The sequence below is a fragment of the Allocoleopsis sp. genome (assembly GCF_036703385.1).
In the GTDB taxonomy this organism is placed as follows: domain Bacteria; phylum Cyanobacteriota; class Cyanobacteriia; order Cyanobacteriales; family Coleofasciculaceae; genus Allocoleopsis.
In genome coordinates this window covers 1-22,526 of record NZ_DATNPA010000540.1, presented here as the reverse complement: position 1 = coordinate 22,526, position 22,526 = coordinate 1, and the positions used below count along the sequence as shown (strand labels likewise).

Annotated in this window: 20 protein-coding genes and 1 other RNA gene; 9 read left to right on the top strand and 12 right to left on the bottom strand. The window is 46.4% G+C overall.

The features are described 5' to 3' along the window. Positions 1-87 precede the first annotated feature (87 nt). The 4 genes from V6C93_RS26315 to V6C93_RS26300 all read right to left on the bottom strand — a co-directional run bounded on the left by V6C93_RS26315 (position 88) and on the right by V6C93_RS26300 (position 5,216). Complete coding sequence (locus V6C93_RS26315) at positions 88-1,182, bottom strand: sulfotransferase (RefSeq protein WP_333479629.1); 1,095 nt, start codon at positions 1,180-1,182, stop codon at positions 88-90. Positions 1,183-1,570: 388 nt separating this feature from the next. Beyond that, on the bottom strand, positions 1,571-2,767 hold the full coding sequence (gene chrA / locus V6C93_RS26310) for a chromate efflux transporter (protein WP_333479628.1): 1,197 nt from the start codon (positions 2,765-2,767) through the stop codon (positions 1,571-1,573). Between the two features lie 606 nt (positions 2,768-3,373). Beyond that, the gene (gene obgE / locus V6C93_RS26305) at positions 3,374-4,393 is read right to left on the bottom strand and encodes a GTPase ObgE (protein ID WP_333479627.1); all 1,020 of its coding nucleotides are present in this window, start codon (positions 4,391-4,393) and stop codon (positions 3,374-3,376) included. 118 nt (positions 4,394-4,511) lie between these two features. Beyond that, on the bottom strand, positions 4,512-5,216 hold the full coding sequence (locus V6C93_RS26300) for a DUF533 domain-containing protein (RefSeq protein ID WP_333479626.1): 705 nt from the start codon (positions 5,214-5,216) through the stop codon (positions 4,512-4,514). A 207-nt stretch (positions 5,217-5,423) separates the two neighbouring features. On the opposite strand from V6C93_RS26300, the gene V6C93_RS26295 reads away from it, so the two are divergent. Next, the gene (locus tag V6C93_RS26295) at positions 5,424-5,792 is read left to right on the top strand and encodes an EamA family transporter (RefSeq protein ID WP_333479625.1); all 369 of its coding nucleotides are present in this window, start codon (positions 5,424-5,426) and stop codon (positions 5,790-5,792) included. Positions 5,793-5,837: 45 nt separating this feature from the next. On the opposite strand, the gene V6C93_RS26290 is transcribed toward V6C93_RS26295, so the two are convergent. Both V6C93_RS26290 and V6C93_RS26285 read right to left on the bottom strand, forming a co-directional pair. After that, positions 5,838-6,896 carry a M28 family peptidase gene (locus V6C93_RS26290; protein WP_333479624.1) on the bottom strand — a complete coding sequence of 353 codons (1,059 nt, stop codon included), beginning with the start codon at positions 6,894-6,896 and terminating at the stop codon, positions 5,838-5,840. Between the two features lie 168 nt (positions 6,897-7,064). Next, entirely contained in the window at positions 7,065-7,286 is a 222-nt protein-coding gene (locus V6C93_RS26285; protein WP_333479623.1) for a hypothetical protein, read from the bottom strand. A gap of 348 nt (positions 7,287-7,634) precedes the next feature. Between V6C93_RS26285 and V6C93_RS26280 the strand changes: the two genes are divergently transcribed. The 4 genes from V6C93_RS26280 (at position 7,635) to V6C93_RS26265 (ending at position 11,078) form a co-directional block, all read left to right on the top strand. After that, positions 7,635-8,555, top strand: a complete 921-nt coding sequence (locus V6C93_RS26280) for a type II CAAX endopeptidase family protein (RefSeq protein WP_333479622.1) — start codon at positions 7,635-7,637, stop codon at positions 8,553-8,555. A gap of 68 nt (positions 8,556-8,623) precedes the next feature. Continuing rightward, positions 8,624-9,022 (top strand): hypothetical protein, encoded by a 399-nt coding sequence (locus tag V6C93_RS26275; protein ID WP_333479621.1) that lies wholly within the window; start codon positions 8,624-8,626, stop codon positions 9,020-9,022. 148 nt (positions 9,023-9,170) lie between these two features. Beyond that, positions 9,171-10,400 carry a DUF4336 domain-containing protein gene (locus tag V6C93_RS26270; RefSeq protein WP_333479620.1) on the top strand — a complete coding sequence of 410 codons (1,230 nt, stop codon included), beginning with the start codon at positions 9,171-9,173 and terminating at the stop codon, positions 10,398-10,400. Positions 10,401-10,448: 48 nt separating this feature from the next. Beyond that, the gene (locus V6C93_RS26265; RefSeq protein WP_333479619.1) at positions 10,449-11,078 is read left to right on the top strand and encodes a hypothetical protein; all 630 of its coding nucleotides are present in this window, start codon (positions 10,449-10,451) and stop codon (positions 11,076-11,078) included. Between the two features lie 489 nt (positions 11,079-11,567). Here the strand turns inward: V6C93_RS26265 and V6C93_RS26260 are convergent, their stop codons facing one another. From V6C93_RS26260 to V6C93_RS26245, 4 genes are all read right to left on the bottom strand, one after another. Next, positions 11,568-14,609, bottom strand: a complete 3,042-nt coding sequence (locus V6C93_RS26260) for a protein kinase domain-containing protein (protein ID WP_333479618.1) — start codon at positions 14,607-14,609, stop codon at positions 11,568-11,570. A 432-nt stretch (positions 14,610-15,041) separates the two neighbouring features. Further along, on the bottom strand, positions 15,042-15,734 hold the full coding sequence (locus V6C93_RS26255; protein WP_333479617.1) for a ComF family protein: 693 nt from the start codon (positions 15,732-15,734) through the stop codon (positions 15,042-15,044). A gap of 283 nt (positions 15,735-16,017) precedes the next feature. Continuing rightward, positions 16,018-17,034, bottom strand: coding sequence for a helix-turn-helix domain-containing protein (locus V6C93_RS26250; protein WP_333479616.1), 1,017 nt, complete (start codon positions 17,032-17,034; stop codon positions 16,018-16,020). Positions 17,035-17,075: 41 nt separating this feature from the next. Then, entirely contained in the window at positions 17,076-17,255 is a 180-nt protein-coding gene (locus tag V6C93_RS26245) for a hypothetical protein (protein ID WP_333479615.1), read from the bottom strand. A gap of 466 nt (positions 17,256-17,721) precedes the next feature. Here V6C93_RS26245 and V6C93_RS26240 point away from each other — a divergent pair, with 466 nt between their 5' ends. Continuing rightward, positions 17,722-18,141: a DUF3105 domain-containing protein gene (locus V6C93_RS26240; protein ID WP_333479614.1), complete on the top strand. Its 420-nt coding sequence runs from the start codon at positions 17,722-17,724 to the stop codon at positions 18,139-18,141. A 68-nt stretch (positions 18,142-18,209) separates the two neighbouring features. Here the strand turns inward: V6C93_RS26240 and ssrA are convergent. Then, positions 18,210-18,594, bottom strand: a transfer-messenger RNA (tmRNA) gene (ssrA, locus tag V6C93_RS26235). Between the two features lie 140 nt (positions 18,595-18,734). Beyond that, positions 18,735-20,393, bottom strand: coding sequence for a protein kinase domain-containing protein (locus V6C93_RS26230; RefSeq protein ID WP_333479613.1), 1,659 nt, complete (start codon positions 20,391-20,393; stop codon positions 18,735-18,737). Between the two features lie 414 nt (positions 20,394-20,807). Here V6C93_RS26230 and V6C93_RS26225 point away from each other — a divergent pair, with 414 nt between their 5' ends. The 3 genes from V6C93_RS26225 to V6C93_RS38465 form a co-directional block, all read left to right on the top strand. Continuing rightward, positions 20,808-21,074, top strand: coding sequence for a hypothetical protein (locus V6C93_RS26225; RefSeq protein WP_333479612.1), 267 nt, complete (start codon positions 20,808-20,810; stop codon positions 21,072-21,074). A gap of 431 nt (positions 21,075-21,505) precedes the next feature. Continuing rightward, positions 21,506-22,363 (top strand): hypothetical protein, encoded by an 858-nt coding sequence (locus V6C93_RS26220; protein ID WP_333479611.1) that lies wholly within the window; start codon positions 21,506-21,508, stop codon positions 22,361-22,363. Continuing rightward, the coding region (locus tag V6C93_RS38465) for a tetratricopeptide repeat protein (RefSeq protein WP_349262849.1) at positions 22,363-22,526 on the top strand (164 nt) is incomplete at its 3' end. The genes V6C93_RS26220 and V6C93_RS38465, both read left to right, overlap by 1 nt.

Genomic DNA, 22,526 nt, shown 5'->3' with positions numbered 1-22,526 from the left:
TCTTTTTGGGGAACTTTCTGAAGACACTTGAGGAAAAGGACAACACTACCCTAAACTTCTGTCAGTTAATTAGCATTAGAACTCTGATTAAGCCATCTGATGAACGTTCTTGATTTTCTTTAAGACCTGAGGTTGGTCTTGCAATAACCGTTCTTTCAGCATATTGAGATAAGTAGCCCGGAACTTCCTCAGCTGGTAATCCTGTGGAGCCTTTTCTCTCAGATCTACCCATGCCCGTTGCTTTTTTTCTTCACTTCGGGCTTTAATGCTTTCGCTCATTTCTTGCGTAATCTTCGCTTTGGCAGGGGTCATCTTTTCATAGCCGTAATAATCCATGTAATCTCCAGCAATTGTCTCGATGATTTCAATCTCATCCATACTCATGGACTTTTTGAACTTATCGATATAAGCCGGAATCGGTGGGCAGGAGTTGGTTTGCCATAGAGCTGACAAAACAGAAATATTTTTGGCTTCCTGAGAATTGGAAACATCAAGCATTGAGTTTAAGAACTCTATGCCAAAAAATTGACAAATCTTACGTAAAACCGCTTCCTGATTAACCAAGAAATCCTCGTATCGGATGGTTAAAACTTTATCGGGATATTTTTGGGCTAGATTCTTAGCCGAATCTTGGGCTTTAACCCAGGTTAGGGTATTCAGCAGTGTATCAAAATCATGAATGATAGCGCGGTTAATACTATTAACCTGAGCACGCGGATCGCGAACCACATGCAAAAACAACAGGTCATCGAATAAGGAAATTAACTCCTCAGCATAATGGACATTATCAAGAGACTTATCCATTACCACCTTAGCGTTATGTTTTTGTCCAGCCTGAAACAACATCTCCCAGGCAATAGAATGGACACTGCGCGGACGATCTTTGACAGCCTCGAAAATAGAAACTGGGTCTAAGGCTACATTATCCCACTTGACCATTGTTGCATTTTGCAATCCGATGATGTCGATGACTAACTGAAAGTAAGTGTAGTCATTTGAAAGGTCTCCATAAAGTTCCACAAGCGGCATGAAGTCAACAATATGCAAGGGATAAGGAGAATAAAAATCTGGACTGAAGTTCAATCGTAGACGGAGGGCATGACTACCACAACGTCTAATTGGAATCATCAAAATCGGCTTGGGTCGTTGAGCTGCCTGATTCGTATTCTGATTTGTTGACATGGAAAATCTCCAAACATTTACATGTACTTGCAATTTATTACAAATCACGTCGTTATGAGCAAATAAAATCACCTCCACAACAATCCGTATACTTATAAAGATGAGACTAATCTACTGAGATGGACTGATTGATAACCTTCCTTTCTTTTTCAAGTTTCTACTCAGAGAATAACTTACTTTATCTTTAAAAAACCGTTTACTGATAGATTTTTTTATTTTTTAATTTTTATAATTTTTTGAAAAATTTTCTATAAATATTAAAGTTAAGGATTAAATAAAAACAATAGAATTTCATCCTGAAATCTATCAAAAAATCAGGATATATTTCTCTACTTAGCAGAGTTTTATTAAATATTATGAAATGCTGTAACTAACAGGTAACTCTCAGCTAATAAAGTGTGAGACCAGCTATACCAGCTACTGGTATAATTAAGGCTACTTCCACGCGGAAACGAATAAGGGCAATGAGTGCCGCTGCAAGAATGACTACAGAGGCCCAGTGGTGAGGGATTGTACTACCAACCACGATCGCAGCAGCAATTATCATGCCAACAACAGCGGGTCTTATACCTCGCATTGCAGCTTTTACTACAACAGAGTTTGTAAGGCGATCAAAAAAATAGGTACCTATCAGCATTAGTAAAGCTGGTGGCAAAAACATGCCGACAGTAGCAGATATAGCACCCAGCAGTCCGGCCACCTTATACCCGATAAAAGCTGAAGTGATTAAGATTGGGCCTGGTGTGATTTGACTAATCGCAAGACCATCAATAAATTCCCTAGTGGTCACCCAACCTTGGGCATTAACTACTAAATCCTGGATGATGGGAATAAACACATAGCCGCTACCGAATAACGTTAAGCTCATGACGGCAAAGGTGGTCAACAATTTTAGAACTAGTGTGGGCTGCACAGTTAGTAGCCATATAGCGGGTAGTGACGACACTGACAGCAACCTGCTTGAACCTTGAGGCTCAGCCTGAGACGGCATGGTTAGCTTGGGTTTTGAGGGTTCTGGCGATGTAGTTTCCGAATTGTGGAACAGTAACCATCCAGCTAAACCAGAAGTTAAGACAATCCCAAGGGTGCTGTAAAAACCACCAATCCCTAACAACACGGTACAGGCGGCTAGGCTAATGACGATCTCTGGCACTCCCTTGATCGTTTGCCGACTCATGCTCCAGGCGGCTGAGATAACAATCGCAACCATGGCTGGGGTAAAGCCCATGAAGAGTCTGTCTACCACGGGAATTTGACCCCGCTGGAAGTAGGCAACACTCAGCGCTAAAACTAACACAAATGTTGGAAGTAAAGCTCCAAGCCCACAAACCAGAGCACCTTTGATACCGCGTAAACGGTAGCCTACACCAATCACTACATTGAAGGCCATTGGGCCAGGTAGCACAGAGGCTAAGAATATGGCATCAAGAATCTCTTGTTCCTCAAGCAAATTATTTCTCTTGACGTAATTCTGAATAACTGCAATGAGTGGCATAAAGCCTCCCCAAGCAGTGCTGCTGATTTTCAAGAATGTCCAGAACAGCGCTCTTAAGGAGGATCTAGAACTCCTCTGATTTGATTTCATGCGTAGATGACTCTCGATGACCCTAATGAATTAATTCTTTAGAACTCTTGCCCAAGTTGAGATACAGCTCTACAAGCGAAGAGTTCGTGCCCTAATTGACAGATAAATTTCTATGTTTTTTTATGAAGCCTTTCCCTTCCAAGGAATTTTTGCCAACTTTACTATGATCTGCTGTTGAGGTCAAGTCTAAATGGAGTAAGTTACTTTGTTTGCGAACTGGAATGTATTTATGTCAGCAACTTTAGGTAGCATACAGAATATTAGTTAAGCCTTGGTTAATAGCTGCCTAAGTGGTTACTGTACCGTACTAAAACCTCGTTTATTTGTAGCACAATTGACACAAATCTGTATTTATGACTCCAAATTAGAGAGTTATCAATCTCCGGTTTTCCGATAATTTTTTTGTATTTTATTTGGAGTTAAACTGCTCTGTAATCTGTATTTATGGCTCCAAATTAGAGAGTTCTTAATCTCCGGTTTTCCGATACTTTTTTTGTATTTTATTTGGAGGTCAATGTAGGGGAGGACAACTGCAATATCTTGACTAATTGCTTGGATAAGCTATTCCTTATCCTCCCCACATCCAACCCTGACTCCAAGACAAAATCAAGCCATACTCGGTAACTCCGACGCCGTCAACTGCTCCAGAGACTGCCAGATTTTAGACAACAGAGCATCTAAACCCATTTGAGCCACCGCTGAAATCTGAAAAACAGGCACCTGAGTCAACTGATTCAACTGGATAGTCAAAGCCTCTGCCGTCTCAGAATCAACCGCATCTATCTTATTGAGAGCCAGAATTTGAGGACGTTCTGCCAACCCTCTACCATAAGCATGTAACTCCTGCTGAATCGTGTGATAATTGCCAATCGGGTCATCCGCCGTAGCATCAATCAAATGCAGCAACAAGCGAGTACGCTCAATGTGACGTAAGAAATCGTGCCCCAATCCCGTTCCTAGATGTGCCCCCTCAATTAACCCAGGAATATCAGCAAAAACAGTGCCATCCCCATTTGGTTTACGCACAACACCCAAATTCGGCACCAGCGTAGTGAAAGGGTAATCAGCAATCTTCGGTCGTGCGGCTGAAAGTGACGCAATCAAGGTAGACTTTCCAGCATTAGGGAGGCCAATAATACCCACCTCCGCCAACAGCTTCAACTCCATACGCAAGCGGCGCTGTTCTCCCGGAAGCCCTGGTAACGCATACTCTGGTGCCCGGTTGCGATTGCTTAAGAAATGCTTGTTCCCCAAGCCTCCCTTGCCACCTTTCGCCACACAAAGCGTTTGTTCCGGTTCCACCAAATCCCCCAGGACTTCATCGGTATCTGCATCATAGACCATCGTGCCGCAGGGAACTTGAATTACGCGATCGCGCCCATCGGCTCCAGTACGATTATTCGGGCCTCCCCGACCACCGTTCTCTGCTTCAAAGCGGTGAGCATACTTGAAATCCAGCAGCGTTTGCAGGTGCTCTACTGCCGTTAAAATCACATCGCCTCCGCATCCCCCATTGCCGCCAGCAGGCCCCCCCGCAGGCACGTACTTCTCCCGCCGAAATGCGACAATTCCATCGCCGCCCTTCCCGGCTTCCACTTCAACTTCGGCTTGATCGATAAATTGCATAATTAGTTTGTTCTGAAGGGTTGCAGGTTAGCAGGGTTGCAGGTTGGCAGGGAGACACGTTGAAAGTTATTGTCCGAACCTTCAACTTTCAACCTTCAACTCTTTAACTCCTGACTATTTAACAATACGGCGAAACATCCTCTCCAACTTCATCCGCGAGATAGGATAAAGCCCGGAACCGCAAACCAACTAACTGCTCATAGAGAGGATTCAGCTTACACATCGGCGGGATGTGAACGACTTTACGACCAAATAACACCACATCCCGCTCAAACGGGCACTGAGACGGAATCATTTTGCAAATGAATCGCGCCACGCGTGGGTCATGAATGTCCATTCCATCTAACCAGTGCCGCACTGGTTGCAGAACGTCTGAATGGGGATGAGGTGAATTTCCTGGTTTTTGAGCCCTTTCCAAAGCTGGGTCTGAAGGCTCACGCTTCTGACCATCGTCGAAAAGTGTAATCTCCAAAGCATCGAGTACATCGTTGTTCAGCTCCAATGCCTTACAGAACTGCTGGAGAACACTCGCTTCTGTGGCAGAGTACACACCATCCGCCAAAGCAACCATCACGGCAGTTCTTAAAAAATTCTCTGCCGTTGTCGTGTTTTTACCCAAAGCTGCGGCGAGTTCCTCAGATGTAATTGGCTCATCAAGGGCCTGCCAATCTGTGTCAGGAGCGAGATCCTCTTGCGCAATCTGTGCCAATATCTCTTGCTCTTCGGGGTCAAAATGACCATCAGCCCAAGCAACAGTGAATAAACCCCGAAACCAAGCTGTGATTTGCTCTTGTGTGTAAGGAGATTGAGTAATACTCGTCATAACCATGTAAATTAAGGCTACGGACGTTATTGTATTAGCAAATCTCGGCAACGTCTCGGACGGCTGTCACAGACTTCCCTCGCTAACCCTGGCGCAAGAGTGCCTTGCTGGAGCTTTTGTGAAGATGTCCGCCCTAGTTATAAAGGGAGCTTCGACCGACATCAAGGTAAACTAAGAAACTAAACCAGTCGTTCTTCTACTATCTTTGTGACCCTAAAAGAGTTTTGTCTTTTCCTGCTGGCTATTTTCACGAGCGCTGCCGGACAATTTTACCTAAAATTTGGGGCGCTGCGGCTAGGGAAAGTGAACGGTACCAATTGGCTCGGTCATCTTGTCGGTGTGTTCACAACGCCAGAACTGATTGCAGGTTTATGCTTCTACGGGATAGGAGCATTGGCCTATATTTTGCTCCTCACGCGAGTCAATCTCAGCGTTGCTGGGCCATCCGCCGCGTTGATTTACATCTTCTCAGTACTGATGGGCTACTTTTTCTTTCACGAATCCATTCCTTTGAGTCGGTCTGTAGGCTTAGGTTTAATTATCTGCGGCGTCCTGTTAGTGATTTGGAAGAAATAATATTCCAGGGCTTTTTGTGACTCCAAAATTCTGTGCTTTGGAAATTTACTGTTCTGGTTGACTCAACCCTGATAAGTCTGCGATCGCACGTTCCACACCAGCCACCACTCGTGCAAAGCGATCGTAGTCCACTTTATCAGGAGTATCTTCTTCTGTGTGATAAAAGGGATAACGAAAAGGAGCTGTATCCGTAATCATCAGACCTGGATAGCCCTGTTCCCAAAATGACCAGTGGTCAGACCACCCCACACCTGTCACAAAGCCTGGAAGTGCAGCCCCTTCAGAGGGAAACTGGGTATGGCGACGGAAGGAAGCAATCACCTCTCTGACTAATCCCCCAGAAGCTATATTGCCAATAAAGCCGATAAAGTTTCCCTGTAGCGGATAGAACGCGGAAAGGGGAGCCGGATAATTCTGGCTACCAATCTTGTCGGAGTAGTAACCCATCGTTTCCAGGCTTAGCATGGCGACGACTTTTTCTTTACGCTCTTTGCAGCGTTTGGCATAGACCAAACTCCCCATATTGCCTGTCCAGAAAAAGGGAGGTTCTTCATTGACAAACTCGACAAAGCGTAAGGTACGGGCAGGTTTTTTCCCAGCAAACAAACGCGCTAACTCCAACGTGGCGACAGCACCAGTGCCATTATCATTGGCTCCAGGACTGCCAGCAACTGAGTCATAGTGACCACCAATAATCACAATCTCATCTGCCCGGTCAGTACCTGGAATTTCGACTTCAAGATTGTAGTAAGTTTGGTTTTCCACCGTATATGCCTGCTGTTGGACTTGATATCCAGCTGTAGCCAAGGTGGTTTTGAGGAAATCAGCCGCTGCCGTCAGACTCTTATAGGTTAGGTAGTTACGTTGACCAATCTTACCAGCTAGCTTTTGCAAATCTCGTCTCAGGGCGTTTCGCAACGCCACTTCCTTTTGAGTCAAAGGTGGCAACTGCCCTCGAAAACTTTCTCCTGGCATCCGAATCATGGTGAACCATCCCCAGCTCATGAGAATACTCAAGATGATAGCGAGAATCGTTAACCGAAGCAGTGCGGCTCGATTCACCCATTGCAAACGCAACAGAGGATTTTTAGGTGTCTCACGCATCGTGGTTGTTGAGGGGCGTCGTTGGCAGTACACCCATTTATACGAGTAGATTAGACCTCTTGCATAAATCCTAGAATGCCCCCTAAATCCCCCAAGTCTGGGGGACTTTGAGGCTATTCCCCCAAAATTGGGAGGTTAGGGGGGCGAAAATCGACTGTTGCAAGAGGTCTATTGATGATAGCGTGGGCAGCGGCTCTCTACATGGACAAACCGCCTTGGGTCATGCTGAGCCAAGACGGTTTGTGCATCGTTATAGTTGGTTTCTGATCGACCCTTGGCGTTCACTACCTCTGACCGCTCTGATGGGGAGTTTAATCCCCCTTTGGTAGCAACGAAGTGGAGGAAGCGATAAAAACTCCACGCCGCCTTAGCCGTTGTTTTTATAAGCACCGTCCGTACATCTGCGATCGCTCTCCTTGGATGTACGACAATGAGTCACAGCGGTATAACCCTCAACCAGTGCTGTTTTCTTTTCAATTACTAGATTACTAATTGCTTCCTACAGAACTCTCGTTCCTGGGTAGGAACTGACCCCAATCAATAGGAAGAAGTCGTTTGGGTGTTTAACCGGTCTTAAGATAGGGTATTTGCTAATTCCTGGACACTGGGAACTAGGAGAAATTGAGGAGGAAGATTCAAACTCTACCAATGCCAGTACACCAAAGTTTGGTGAGGGACTCATACCCAGGAAGTACGCATTCGTTCATAATACTTTACATTTCAGGTGTGGTATAACCCATGAGTCAAAGTTACTTAGATATCGCACGACAAGGTAGGAATAGTTGGTGGCGCTACCTGTTAGGAATATTAGTGATTGTCTTCCTCTGGCTGATTGTAGGGGGTTTTGTTGCACTCATTTTCGCAACTATCCTGATTACCATCCCTCTAGCGCAAAGTGGATTGGCTCCTGAAGCGTTACAGCCGCAGTTACAGGAGCAACTTCAGGTATTCTTGAAAACTCCTTCAGTTGGAGCTTATGTCACTTTCAACATCCCTTCCATCTTTTTTGGCTTAGGTATATTCTTAGTGGTCACGTTGCTGCACAGACGGCCATTCCGTACACTGATTAGTGTCGATGGCTCAGTCAATTTCAAACGTTTGTTCCGAGGGTTCTTTGTGTGGCTTCTGATTTCGTTGATTCCCGTAGCCTTGGACTATCTTCTAAATCCTCAAAACTATGTATTTTCTTTTAATCCAGGCCAGTGGTTTCTTCTCCTTCCTCTGGCTCTAATCCTGACCCCAATCCAGACATCAACAGAAGAATTCTTTTTTCGAGGTTATTTACTTCAAGGATTGGCTCTCATCACCAAACAACCATTTGTACTCATCCTGGTCAGCTCTCTTCTGTTTGCGATTCCACACTTTGCTAACCCAGAAATGCAACGAGGGGCGGTATGGCTAGCTCTATCCTATTTTTCGTGTGCTGTATTTTTTGCGCTCATCACCTTAAAAGACAATCGTCTGGACTTAGCTTTAGGCATTCACGCTGCTAATAATCTCCGCTGTTTATTTTTCAATACAAGAGATTCTGTTCTTCCTGTGCCTGCTATATGGATGGTCAACGATCCGGGCGATCCGAGGCTAGATTTAGGTTTTTTCCTGGTGCAAAGTGCGATATTTTATTATATCTTCTTTGGAAGACGCACAATTAAAGAATAATCCTGATTATTAGAAAAATAAAGGTTATGAAATTTAAGCGTTCATCAATAACTCTACTGGTAGTAGCTATGGAATTTATTCTCCTCACAGCTGCTCGTCCCAGTTTAGGCCAACCGGATCTGAATGCTCAGCTACGACAAGCTTTATGCGCACAGAATTGGGGACAGGCGCTGCAAGTTTTAGATCAGATGAAGAGAGCGGCTGAGCCTAGGTATACATCACAAATAAATCTGTATCGATCGCGAATACAAGTTTTCGCCAGGGAAAACGTTCAGCTCTCTAAGTCCATCGGTGATTGTTCTGCTTCTGCTCCAGCAAGCTCAGCGCCAGCGAATCCCTCTACTCCGTTAGCCCCCAGCCCAGATATTCCCCCATCGCCTAGTAACAACCCACCTGCGGCGGTACCCAGCAATGAGATTCCTCCTGTTTCACCTATCCCTAATCTTCCCCCTCCACCTCCCTTGTAAGGGTTAATGTTAGAGAAACTTGAAATAAACTCCGCGATCGCATCTCTATCAACTTGCCGAGATTTAGAGTTTAGTCAACAATTTGCTAAACTTCAGCTTCTAGCGCTTAGATAAAAATATATTGAACGTTGGGAATTAAGTAGGGACGATGGCAGCGCAGGAAATGCAGGGGCAACAGAGCATCCACCCTAGAGACTGGTCATGGCCGTTTTGGCCTGCTGTGCCACTCTACCCCTACGGCAGGCGGCGGACACTTCGCACAGAAGTTGTGAAGGACACCGTTTGGACGTTTGACCAGTTACAGGGCATCCTCTACGTTGTGGTGCCGATTCGCATGAGTGTGGTGAAGCTGGAAGCTGGGGGACTTCTCGTTTATGCACCGATCGCACCCACAAGGGAGTGTATCCGGCTCGTTCAAGAGTTGGTCGATCAGCATGGCGATATTAAGTACATCATCCTACCCACGATCTCCGGTCTAGAACACAAGGTCTTCGTCGGCCCTTTTGCCAGACGCTTTCCCAAGGCACAAGTCTTTGTAGCCCCCAACCAATGGAGCTTTCCCTTAAATCTCCCCTTGAGTTGGCTCGGCTTGCCCTTCAGACGCACTCATCTACTTCCAGATGACAGCAGCAAAACTCCATTTGCTTCCGAGTTTGACTATGCCATGCTCGGACCCATCGAACTGGGGCTGGGGCGGTTTGAGGAAGTAGCCTTCTTCCACAAGCGATCGCGCACATTACTCGTAACCGATTCCGTGCTGTCCGTGCCTGAAGAACCGCCTGCGATCGTTCAACTCGACCCGTACCCCTTGCTATTCCATGCGAAAGACAATGCTTTCGACATCGTTGAGGACAATCGAGCAAACCGTCGCAAGGGATGGCAACGTATCTCGCTATTTGCCTTTTACTTCCAACCCAGTGCGTTGAATGTGGTGAAAATGGGGCAGTCAATTCGGGATGCCCTGCAAGCGCCGGATCGGTCAAGAAAGGCATATTTCGGTTGGTTTCCCTTCAAATGGAAGGAGGACTGGAAGCGATCGTTCGAGGCACTGCGAGGGGGCGGGCGTCTGTTTGTGGCACCCATTCTGCAAACCCTGATTCTCAACCGAGCACCCAGAGAAACCCTGAACTGGGCTGATCAGGTAGCGAGTTGGAATTTCCAACGGATTATTCCCTGTCACTTTGACTCGCCCATTGAGGTTAACCCCTATCAGTTCCGGCAAGCGTTCGCCTTCCTTAAGAAAGAAACCTCTGTCGGTGAGGGCTTAACAGGGAGTGGAATTCACCCCTTACCAGAGGAAGACTTTGAACTGCTCAGAGAACTTGATGAGAAACTGAACCGATTTCGGATTACGCCCCCGCCCCAGGAAAAGGTTTGAGATGAGGGGAACAGTAAATAATCAAAGCGATCGCGTTCAGGATACCTTATGACCAAAGCTTCTTGCGTCACACGATGGAACGAGTACCAGCAGAAAAAAACTGACATTGAAGTTGCCAAACTCTACCCAGAGGGCATCCAGTTTAGGAAATTTATGGCTTTCTTCTCCAGAGTGCTCAATTGTGCTTGGCAGGGAGCAATCATTGTCTTAGCTGTTACTCTGTCGTCAACAACAGCTTCTAGCTCGACGCGATCGCCAATAACAGACAATCCTACACTTAGAAATGGGAAAACTGTTCAACTAACCCTACCCCTTGCTCAACACTTACCTACTCCGCGTCGCTTTGATTTGGCTCAAGATGATGTGACAGCTAATGAAACTCGCACGCAACGCATTCTGTTTAAACGAGGTGCTGTGAGTACAGTTGTAGAGAGTACTATAGGGCGTGGCAGCAGAACTATCTATTTGCTGCGTGCTAGAGGAGGCCAGATAATGACACTATCGCTCACCTCCCTTGATCAAAACGCGGTTTTTGATGTTCAGGCTCCTGATGGGCAGTACCTCAAACAAGAAGCTACGAGCTATCGTGGTGAATTACCCCTAACGGGAGACTATTCTGTGATTGTCAGTGGAATCAGAGGTAATGCTGAATATACGCTGGATGTGACGATTCGTTGAGCCACTCCCACGAATTGAATTCGTGGGATTCAGGCATCAAACAGAGATTGCAGCTTCTGACTGTCTGATAAGCTGCTCCATATCTAGTTTGCACTAGCGTTGCTGACATAAATCTTGTGGGATGGGCATCTTGCCCGTCCCGACTATGAAACTTAAATGTGGACGAGCTTACCAAATCCTGCGCTATAATCCCTTTTAACTTTAAATTCCTCCTCTTCTCTCCTCTCCTCAGTGTCCTCTGTGCCTCTGTGGTTCGTTCTCCTAAAATGGGATATTCATCCCGGATTTGATATTATCCTCCAACCACTGTCTGTAAGACTTAGGTTGAATGTCACTGACTTAAGGGAAAAGTGATCGTTTCTTGGAAAAACCCAGATTGGGGGGGTTCCCCCCAAACCCCCCACTGGGGGACGGAGTGCCTACCTAGAGACCCCCTGCACAAAGGTTGGTTGGTAAAGTAGGAAAGTTCTTAAGTCAGTGCCATTCGACTTAGGTTACACGTTTCAACCCCTTGCGTCGCATCCAGCTCAAAGATATCGCCAGCAACACCAATGCCAAAAGGTTGCCTACGATTTGACTGGGTTCTGGCACGGAAGCAAATTCACCCGCAGTTGCATCAGCTTGCATACCCTCTGGTGTTTCAACAGGTACTTGCACCTTTAGGCGTTTCCCCTTGGCATCAACCCGCACTTCTTCAGTAACAGCAACAAAGGCGGTGTATTGAGACAACAACCGATACTTTAACGCTGTATCCGTAACCGCCTTGACACCAGACGCCGTTTCACCGCCGAACATTTGACTCATCAACTCTTTAATCCGGGCACGTCCCCAAAGTTGTGCGATCGCAGGATTTCCCCCACCCTCAAACTCAATTGGCACAATCTTCTCATAACGTTTGCCACCCGCCGCCATACCCGTAATCTTCAAGTTACCTTTAGAGCGATCGCCTTTACGTCCAAACAGCACCAACGGCTGATTGGCAAACAAATCCGCTGGTTTGAGGGGATAAATATCCGGTTGTTTCCCCGAACCATCCCAACTCACTTCAATATTCGTCAATACGGGATTGTTGATGCGCCGGAAGAACTTTTCAGCAACCTTTTGAGCCGGTTCATCAGGGGGCAACACTTCCGCAATACCCCGTCCCTCTTCTGCGATGCGATCAATCAGGAAGCGGTTCACTGAACTGCCAACGCCGAAACTATAAAGTCGATTCCCAGGTTTGAGGTTTTTCTGCACCTCGGCAATCACTTCACTGTCATTGCCAATCAAACCATCTGTAAGCAGAACAACACTGCGTAGGCGTCCCTCCGTTGCAGCAGGGAAACTCAACACCTTTTGGATACCATTCATTAACTCGCTGCCACCATTAGCATCTATGCCATTGATGTAATCTAAGGCTTTCTGTCGGTTTTGCGGCGTATTTTGTAACGGTTTGGAGGAAAGCTGCCGACTCGTACTGGCAAAGTCAATAATGGTAAACGTATCGTTGGGATTCAGCCCATTGATAAACCGCCGCATTAATTCCTTGGATTGTGCGATCGCTGAACCGGCTTGTGAGCCAGAGGTATCCATGAGAAAGACCACATCTTTGGGTACAATCTCATTGCTTTGATACTGCACCGCTGGGATTAAATAGGTCGCAAAGTGACCGCCTCGTTCATCGGCTTGGGTTAATACCGTAGACTGCGTTTCAGTTCCGGCAACTTGATACCGTACTATCAAATCTTTATTAGGTATTGTATTTTGTTTGCCCAACTGAATCCTTACAGCACGCCCATCTTGGAGGGTGCTGATTTGATGCGAGGGCGATCGCACATTACTAATCGGTACACCCGCTTCAATTTCCACCGTTACGCCAATATCTTGTCCAGAACGTCCTGTGGGTATCGCAGGCGGAGTTATCTTTGAGGCATCTTTAACCTGGTTTGTATTCCCTTGGCTATCACTCTCCGTTCCTGGGATATAGCGTGGCCCGACTACCATCGGGAAGACAAATTCGTAATTCCCTCTTTCAAACTTCAAGCTATTGGTGTAGCGAATCGTGACATCTATTTTTTCCCCTGGTTTGATATTGGCTAACGACTGGGTAAAAATATTGTCCCGCTCTTGTTCTAAAAGACCAGCCGTTTTGCCTTCTTGCTTGGCTTGCTCATAAATTTTCTTGGCTTCTTCGCGTTTTTTAATTAGACCACGAATAATGCGATCGCCCACTTTAATTTCCATATCATCCACTGCCGCATCATCCGGAAGTGGAAACACATACGTCGCTTCTATTGGGCTTTTAAACGGATTTTGAAAGGTTTGCGTGACCTCCACCCGCGACACATTCCCCGAAACCTTCGCCATCACTTCGGTGTGTTTCAAGGGAAAAACCTGTTTCTGTCCGTTCACGGTAGCGAACAATCCGCCCGGTTTAGAGGGTTGGCGTTCTTCCTCTTGAACCGGTTCACTGACGGGATAGGGTTGCGTCACAGTGGAATTACTGGGAGTCGAAGCTTGTTGCCCCGCACGAGGGAGCAAGTACCCCAGTCCTACAGACCCCAACAAGAGGAAGGCAATGCCTGCCACCAGCAATTTTTTCTCAGACCCCTTTTTGCGAGTGGGAAGCGACTTGGCCTGCAAATCTTTGAGAACTTCATCTGCCGATTGGTAGCGCCGCTTGGTACCACTTTCCAGCATTTTGTCGAGGATAATGCCTAACTCCTTACTAATCGGCTTCCTCAAGTAATGCCGCCAAACCCAGGTATCTTCACTGGTATCGCTCAAGTCAAACGGCGGTATCTGAGTGAGCAAATGGATGCAGGTAACACCTAAGCTGTACAAATCACTGGCAAAAATGGCTTTGCCTTTTACTTGTTCTGGGGCAGTATAGGCAGCAGAACCAATCACCGTCCCAGTTCGACCCAACATCGTCTCGGTAGTATACTTCGCCGCGCCAAAATCCACGAGTACCAGTTGATGATCTCGGCGGCGAATGATATTTTCCGGTTTAATATCCCGGTGAATCAACTGGTGATGGTGGACACACCGCAGCACAGGCAGCAAACTTTGCAAGAGTTGCCGAATTTGGGTTTCGTTAAACGGGCCGTTGTGGGCTATTTCTTGGGCTAAGTTTTCTCCATCAATAAATTCTTGCACCAAGTACTGCTGGTCATCTTGCTCAAAATAAGCTAATAGTTCAGGGATTTGGGGATGTTTGCCCAGAGTCTCTAGACGATTCGCTTCTTGACGAAATAATTCTGTCGCTTTCTCAATATTGTCAGTTCCCTGCTGTTGGGGAAAAAACTGCTTAATGACACAACGCCGTTGGGATTGGGTTGATTCATCGACAGCTAAGAAGGTTCTGCCAAAACCGCCCTGACCGATTGGTTTGAGTGCCCGATAGCGCTTTTGTAGCAACAAGTTAGAGCCACAATTTCGACAAACAAGGGCATCACCCTGATTTTGTGGATGCTTACAAGCGGGTTTAAGGCAATAGCACTGACGCCGATTGTGGGCTGTGCTGTCTTGAGGCGCGAACGTAGCCATAGTTCCTTGTTTTACTAGTCAATGATTTGGGTAGACTCAGCGGCTAGTCATCAGGTGATCTTCATTGGCACAACTACCACAGCCTGTATTCCATTGACACAGACATTAATCTAGGAGTGCTTCCCTGATTAGGTTGGCACTTCCGTGGTAATCAGCATTGATAAGAGTAACCGAACTCGCTCGGAACAAACCCCGCTTGATGCTCTGGTCTTGATAGTATGAGCGCTTATAGGTAAGTTCCCAATCTAGGAACAAACACTTGGATGTGTCAATTTCCTAAATTAGCACTACATTAACTTACATTCTTGCTACGTTGTACTTCTCTCTCCCTAATGACGGCAAGTAGATTTCCCAATCTTCATCAAAAATTTAAATAAATTCACAAAATCTTTACATTAAATGAAAAGAATACTGGATTATTCCCTGTACTGACTAGCTTGAATGAAACTGGCCTTTGGAGGTTGCGATCGCAGCTACACCATACACTTGTATTCCTTGCTTTTGTAAGATTTGGGCAGCAGCGCGAACTGTTGCCCCCGTGGTGTAGATATCATCAATTAATAGCACGGGTGAATTAGGTAAATGTTTGCCAAAACTTTTGCTAATCCTAAAGGCATCGGCTAAGTTTTGTTCTCGCGCTTGCGCTGATAGACCAAATTGAGCCTCTGTTTCACGAATTCGTTCTAAACCCAGAGGCTGATGTTTGTAACCCGTGAAATCGCAAAAATTTTGGGCAATTAATTCAGCTTGATTATAACCGCGTTTTTTCAGTTTGAGCGGGTGCAAAGGAATAGGCACCACAGTCAATTTTTTGACAGGGGTAGCAATGGATGATTTGAGCCAAGCTTGTGCTAACCAGTGACCCAGAGGACGCGCCAAATGTTGTTGATTATCGTATTTTAGGGCTGCGATCGCACGTTTCAAAACGCCACTATAATTTCCCCAAATAAATACAGGTACCTCTCCTGTCCAGAAGTTGTCGGGTTTAGCAAGTTGGCAGCGTTGCAATTGTCGCTGGCAGGCTGCACAACACTCGCCTTCCGCAGGGCGATCGCACAGAGGACAGTTAGACTTGAGAAAGAGCGCCAGTAGTCCATTCTTGAACCTTTCAATGGGTGTAGACATAGTGAATTAGCCCTAAATCATGAGTTAGTTATTCGTTGACCACCACACCTACAAGCCCAACCTCTTGTGTAAGAAAGTGGAGTATTTCAGCCTACTCTTGTCCTACATTCGTGTTCATTTTGGGTTCAATATAGGTTATTGTCGGGGCACGATATTATTGTGCCCGTATTAAGTGGTGCATCTAACTCAAAATCACTACAGGGCTTGTCTACCCAGTCCACAATGTTTTAGCGCCTCATCGGAGCAAGGCTTCGCAAAAAACAAATGACGAATTACCCATTGATTAGAATGACATGGCTTCCGGTGGAGCAATCCCTGCCCCAGCTTTAACGCCACTTTTGCTAGATTGTAACCCCGGCTTGCTGGTCTTGTCATTACGCTCAGCTTTAGGAGAAGGCGCGGTGTGAGAAGAACCTGCTGGCTCAGGTGTGACGGATACCCCTGGTGATGCTTGCTTTGACATTAAGCTGAGTCCGCCTACAGCTCCTGCAATCAGAGCGGTATAGCCAAGGTATAGATGAACTGAATTGACTTGGAATTCGGGTACAGCGATGGAATTATGCCAGGAGGGAACGACCGCTTTTGACAAATCGGGTTCTGGGATAGAAGCAATTAGTGCTGAGCCATTCAAACCCAAAGCATGAGCTATTCGACGAATAAAGCCGCGAACATAAACATCCTCTGGCAACTGCTCAATGTGGCCTGATTCTAAGGCCACAATATGATGGGGTGGCACAAGAGTTTGGTTATGCAGTTGTTGGAGGCTGAGCGATCGCGTTAAACGTGCCTGTAGCAGTTCTTGGCCCACTTTACGCAGCATCTCGTCCCGTTCATGTGCTACTTTTTGGGCAGTCATTTCTGCCTTTGTGAATTTTTTGGGCGGCTTTGGCTCACCCATCGGTCTATTGCTTAGGCTGGCGGGTTGAGTTATCTCTTGTAAGGTTGTTCCAGCTTGTGACTGTTCGTCCCATAAATTTTCGTTGACTCTCTCAGAAGAATCTGATTCCTGGTGTCCAGCTTGATGACTGTCTTGGGCAGACACGGGCACAACATTATACTGTTTGATCACCTGCTGGAAAGTCAACCGCACAGCTTCGCGCCCCACTGCCTTGACTAAGATTTGGGCGGTGTTAGACGCCTCGCCTAACATCGTCTGTAAGCCAGCCATTGTGCGGCGGTAAACTTCGCTATTGATCAGTTCAGCTTCTATCTGATTGAGAATCAACCGCAATCCTTCCTGAGAAATTTCAATGGTCTGATTTTCGATAACACCGTTACCATACGTAGGTTGCATAACCATAACTTTCTCTTGTTCCGTGCTGGAGTAAAACTACTTTTTCTTTAGCAACGCAAGGGGTGAGATAGCAGTGTAATCATGCCACCCACAGCAGTTGCCGATGAATAGACAGTGGCTTGGGCTATCTGAGTATTCTTTTCGGCAAGCCCGGTACGAATCCGGATATTTATATCAAAAATGCCCCTATGGAATAAGCCATTCAGCGATTGCCTAGACTGGGGCAACAGCTACGCCCTGAAGCATAGCTACTGGGATCGAGGACAGCGAAGCGATCGCTACAGTTGCATCTGTACTATCTATATAAGATGTAGGAAATATATGTGAAAAGTTATGGTCGGACAGGAATATATATATAAAGACAGATGCCCAGCTTGTCAGGCTTTTTATTTAGAAGGGAAGATGAGGAACTGAGCTCAAAAATAAGTGCAATGGTTTATGACGCGTAAAGCCTACCCCTTAAGTTCTCGACTATTTAGAGTTTTCTCTCTAATAGTCCTTACTCCTCTTTTCTGGCAGGGAGCAAGTGTGAGTGCCCATACTCCCCCCCCTCAAATTGTCTCTTCTACAAAGCAGGCGATGGGAACGAACCCCTGCCCAACTGTGTGGCAGGGCTTAATCGAGCGCTTCATAATAACCTCATCACAGTCACCACTCCCTGCCCGCCCTAGGGGGGCGGAAGCGGGGATACGCATGACAGAGTTACCGCGCTTTCATGTCCCCATCAACACCCCAATTACGGATAAAACGAATCCACCTTCCTCTGGTTCTCACTATGACTGCACGGCTTTGTGGGGTATCTACGAAAAGGCACCAGCTGATGGTTTTTTAGTGCACAACCTAGAGCATGGCACGGTGATTATTAGTTACAATCCTAATCGGATTAAAGGTCAGGATTTGCAGCAACTTCGGGCACAGGTACGCGAGTTGAGTCTTACCAATGCACGCCTGATTTTAACACCACGACCACAACTGAATGCAGCCATTGCACTCACTTCCTGGGGTTACTTAAAAAAGCTTAATCGCTACGAACCTATAGCTGTCAAAGCTTTCTATGAATCTAATATTGCTCGCGCTCCTGAATGCGAAAATGGGCGGTGTCCTGATTGGTAGCCTGTCATTGCCTAAAAATCAAAAACCACCTCATACATTGAAGTGTGAGGTGGTATTGAGAGAATTACCAGTGGAGCCTACGGGAATTGAACCCGTGTCCGCCCTGGGTATTAACCTACCGTTCATTCACAGGTTTAGCCCATCTGACCCTCTGGGCGGGAACCATCCATTATCCCGGATGACAGGATGCTTTGGTAAAGTCTTTGCCAATAAACCGACCAAAGGCAGTTTATCAACGCATCCGTTGGGGTTTGTCCATAGTCCTTAACGGAGTCAAACTATAGACGAGCGTACCTTTGTTAGAGGATTTTAAGCAGCGACAGCTACACGCTCAAACTTAACGATGTTATTCGCAGTTACTTTTTTTTCGAGCCGATATTAACGAGAGGAGACTCACTCTCGACCTGCATCACGGGGCAGCGTTCGCCAACACGTCGAAACCTTTAAGGCCCCATGTCTTATATTCCTCATTATAGCCACTGAGTTTAGTCAGCGTCACTAAAGTTTAGCGGCGAGGAGTCGTAATCTCCCTACTTTTGTGGGACTACAACCGAACCAGCTGCAACAAAAAGCTGTGTGTTCGTATACCAATCTTAGTTAATACCGCCCGAAGAATCTTCTCCACTCCTGCTCTGATTGTCACCACTAGCATTATCTGGTGCGGATTTCTTGGGCTGTACGGCTTCTGGTGGAGGTAGCGGTACTGATTTTTCAACGGGTTTAGGTTTACTGATGGGTTCCGGTGGCGGCAGTGGTGCCTCAGGTGCTGGTGCTTGGGTTTGCCCCGATGGTTTTTGGACTTGTGGCTGAGGTTCTTTGGGCGAGGAAACCGGAGTTGGCTTGGATACCGGGGAAGACGATTCACTGCCAGGTTGCGATGGTGTCTCTACCCGCGTCCGAGATCTCCGAGAGCGAGAGCGGGATGAAGGAGTAGGTGCAGATTCCGAATTGTCTTGTTCGTCGGATTTTTGGGGGTAAGATTTTCTGGGGTAAGTTCTGCGAACGGGTTCTTCTTCAGAAGAAGCAGAGGAAGAAGAGCGCCTCTGCTTCACAGAGGATTGAGATTGAACTGGAGATTTCGATGGAGTAGACTTTTGCGGAGTCTGGTCATTAGTCGTAGAAGACTCCTCGTTATTACTATCCGTGCTGGGCAGCACCAAGGGTGAGGCAAAGGGTTCTACGGTGGCTGTAGGTGTGGGTGTGATGGTGGTTGGTTTGGGCTTAGACTGATGCCGAACAGCGCCCAAGGCAACTAAACCCGTTGCGATCGCAGCCGCTCCCCCAATAGCCATACCCCGAACACCCAACTGCTTAAATATGGGGAGATTAGGAGAAGACAGGGATGTTTTCTTTAATTGAGCCAGTTGCTGAGGATTAACGGGAGCCGTTGCTCCGGTGTGGGTGAAACTGGCGATCGGGATACCATTCACCTGAGCTAGCTCCGGGTTAGGTAACAGCGACAGCCATTCATCCACATTAGCGGGTCGAAAACGCGCTTCTACTGCCATACCGCGCATGATTGCTTGATTCACCGCAGCACTAATTTGGGGTTGCAGTTCGCGAGGTGCAGGCATGGGTTGGCGATCGCGAATTACGGCGGGAGTTGGGACTTGTGCCGTTAATAGGGCATAGAGAGTTGCGGCTAAACCGTAAACATCCGACGCCGGGGTGCGCTTTTCTTTAACTAAATACTGTTCCAAGGGGGCATAGCCATCCGACACCATATTGGTGTGAGTCTGAGTGGAGTCGGTATTAAACCCCCGTGCAATCCCAAAGTCAATCAACACAACTTCCTGAGTGCCTTGACGGAGGATGACGTTTGCTGGTTTGATGTCCCGATGCAGCAAGCCCTTTTGATGCACAACCTTTAGTGCTTCGCCCACTTGTCGGATGTAATAAATCGCTGTCGCTTCATCCAAGGGGCGTCCTGGAAACACTAGCGCTTGCAAGGTTGAGCCAGCCACATAGTCCATCACCATGTAGGGCCATTCCGCTTCTACGAAGAAGTCACTAACGCGGACAATATTAGGATGGACACACAACGCTAAGGCTTTCGCTTCATCCTGGAATCGGTGCTGGAACCGAGGAAACTCTGGGTGTAACTGAAGGGACTCGTTGAGGGTTTTGATTACCACCACCTGATCCAAGTAGTGATGGGTAGCTTTATACGTGACGCCGAAGCCGCCGCGTCCTAGTTCCTGCTCTAGAGTATATTTGCCACCCTGTAAGGTTTTACCGACTAACAAGTTCATATCTCTCACACCGTTTTTTGTTTTTGATTGTTAGTTTAGCGAGAGAGTCTAACCACTAAGATATAGACGACGCACCGTACCTAAGTTGCAATTAAACTCTCGGTTTTGTGCACATATACTCAGCCTGTGGCAATTAGCTTTTCACTCTAGCTCAGAATGGATGGAGATGTTCAAGGTTGTGTGCAGGAAGTTGGTTGATGCAAATATTGCCACTATCGAGCAAGACAAAGTTGTACAAAAACTCTACAGGACTCAAAAAGCCCTATCCGGCAAAGTCACCAGACAGGGCTCAGATCTTGCACCAGCCTTAACTATTACCCACAGTCCCGCCCTGAACTCAAGTTCGCGCTGATAGCTAAAGTCAGCTAAAGCTGACTCGGTAAAGGTTTGAGTCCGTTGAAACGGACTTAAGCTTTGAGCCTGTTCGCCGAAGGCGTTCCCGAAGGGTACTTTAGTTCACGGCGAGGTGCAAGATATGAGGAGAGCAATTGGAGCATAGGTGTCAAGCTCAAACCCAATTGCTATGACTCACGGCAGGAGTATCTTATTGTAAGGCGGCAACGGCTTGGTGGTGTTCAAACGAATGCTGATGAAGGCTTTATACTCCTGATGCGATGGGGACACCTGAGCATAAAAAGCGATAGCGAAGCGCTGCTGCGAAGCGCAGATCGCCACTCGTGAGGACTGAGAGTTCAGTGTAAGGGGTAGTACTGCCAAAATAACACCCGAAAGACTGGTTAACAGAGCTGTTATTAACTCTAACCTAGGTCGTTTACTGATTATCGTCGAGTTTTCGTGTTGAGTGTTGCTGTTAGTCATGTTGTTCAGAAAAGCTATAAATATTGCTGGAACAACTCAAATCTAGGGTTAGTATTTTTAAAAGTAAATCCGCTAAAAATAGAAGCTCATAGCCATAAAATAACATGATTTGAGATTCCCAAATTTTTAAAGAGCTTGGGAATCTCAATAGTGACATATAAGAGTGAATAACTAAGAATTGCGGCAAATAAAGTTAAATATAATCATTTAGTTTATTTTGAATGTCGTTTTTTATTGAACAAAATAAATTTAGTATAAAGCCAGCCATTTTTATCTAAAGCACCTAAACACTTATGCAGGCGTTGAGAGCAAAATTCCTAGAGTCCTTGGCGAGAGATTGCTTTGCCACAGCTACTCCCGCCCGTAAGCTCATCTTTCAGCTACGGTTTAACCCGAAATATCATCCTGAAAACGGAATAGAGGGACGTAATAATCAAGAAATCGCCAAGCTAGTCCAAAAACAGCTTCAAGAAGATGTCAACAACCGATTCGGAACAGATTTGCAATGGGTTGTAAAAACTCTAGTGAGTGAATTTGAATCTCAGATGCAACAGGATGGGGTAAATATTGAATTTCTGACGGCTGGGGATAAAGGAAAAAAAGGGAAGTGGCTGGTCGTATATGACTGGTTATGGCAGAAACATTACCCCCATTGGGTATTAGAACAGCAGTGGCAGGAGTTAGTGGCTAAGGCTGAGAAAGCGGATGATTGGCTACAGGTGAAATCGGTTGAACGGACGTTGCGAATGCCTGAACCTCGTCAATCGACGGTTCCGTTGAAGACTGAAGTTTATCTGCTAGTTAATTTAAGCTGGGGGAATCGCTATTTACTACTACTGTATCAAGGCACAGATGGGATGAAATACTGTCTTTGCCCATCCCAAGGTTTTGCTCCATCTGGGGAATTATCTGAGCAGGAAATGTATTTACCTCAGACGGGCGCTATCACTAAGTCAATGGTTTTTGAGGAGGTGGGGAAAGAGCATTTTCTCGGTATTGTGCTGGAGAAGCCTTTAGAGTTGCCTTGGTTGCGTCCCAATGATGGAGAACCTGTGCCATCTTTGAATGCTAACCGCCTTAATGAGTTATTAGAGAAGCTAGAACAACAGGGGAATTTGCAACTGTTTTATAAGTCCTTTGATGTTGTTTGATGGAGGTAAATTTGATGGATGAGGCAGAAGCCTGGTTTAACCGAGGTGTTGATCAATTTAATGCAGGTAATTATGAAGCAGCCCTTGCATCATACGACCAAGCCCTGCAATTCCAACCTGACTTACACGAAGCTTGGTTTAACCGGGGCGTGGCGTTGGAGAA

Excerpts from the sequence above, each read along its gene's own strand:
- V6C93_RS26315 (WP_333479629.1), bottom strand. The coding sequence starts at position 1,182 with ATGTCAACAAATCAGAATACGAATCAGGCAGCTCAACGACCCAAGCCG.
- chrA (WP_333479628.1), bottom strand. The coding sequence starts at position 2,767 with ATGAAATCAAATCAGAGGAGTTCTAGATCCTCCTTAAGAGCGCTGTTC.
- obgE (WP_333479627.1), bottom strand. The coding sequence starts at position 4,393 with ATGCAATTTATCGATCAAGCCGAAGTTGAAGTGGAAGCCGGGAAGGGC.
- V6C93_RS26300 (WP_333479626.1), bottom strand. The coding sequence starts at position 5,216 with ATGACGAGTATTACTCAATCTCCTTACACACAAGAGCAAATCACAGCT.
- V6C93_RS26290 (WP_333479624.1), bottom strand. The coding sequence starts at position 6,896 with ATGCGTGAGACACCTAAAAATCCTCTGTTGCGTTTGCAATGGGTGAAT.
- V6C93_RS26280 (WP_333479622.1), top strand. The coding sequence starts at position 7,635 with ATGAGTCAAAGTTACTTAGATATCGCACGACAAGGTAGGAATAGTTGG.
- V6C93_RS26275 (WP_333479621.1), top strand. The coding sequence starts at position 8,624 with ATGGAATTTATTCTCCTCACAGCTGCTCGTCCCAGTTTAGGCCAACCG.
- V6C93_RS26270 (WP_333479620.1), top strand. The coding sequence starts at position 9,171 with ATGGCAGCGCAGGAAATGCAGGGGCAACAGAGCATCCACCCTAGAGAC.
- V6C93_RS26265 (WP_333479619.1), top strand. The coding sequence starts at position 10,449 with ATGACCAAAGCTTCTTGCGTCACACGATGGAACGAGTACCAGCAGAAA.
- V6C93_RS26260 (WP_333479618.1), bottom strand. The coding sequence starts at position 14,609 with ATGGCTACGTTCGCGCCTCAAGACAGCACAGCCCACAATCGGCGTCAG.
- V6C93_RS26255 (WP_333479617.1), bottom strand. The coding sequence starts at position 15,734 with ATGTCTACACCCATTGAAAGGTTCAAGAATGGACTACTGGCGCTCTTT.
- V6C93_RS26250 (WP_333479616.1), bottom strand. The coding sequence starts at position 17,034 with ATGGTTATGCAACCTACGTATGGTAACGGTGTTATCGAAAATCAGACC.
- V6C93_RS26240 (WP_333479614.1), top strand. The coding sequence starts at position 17,722 with ATGACAGAGTTACCGCGCTTTCATGTCCCCATCAACACCCCAATTACG.
- V6C93_RS26230 (WP_333479613.1), bottom strand. The coding sequence starts at position 20,393 with ATGAACTTGTTAGTCGGTAAAACCTTACAGGGTGGCAAATATACTCTA.
- V6C93_RS26220 (WP_333479611.1), top strand. The coding sequence starts at position 21,506 with ATGCAGGCGTTGAGAGCAAAATTCCTAGAGTCCTTGGCGAGAGATTGC.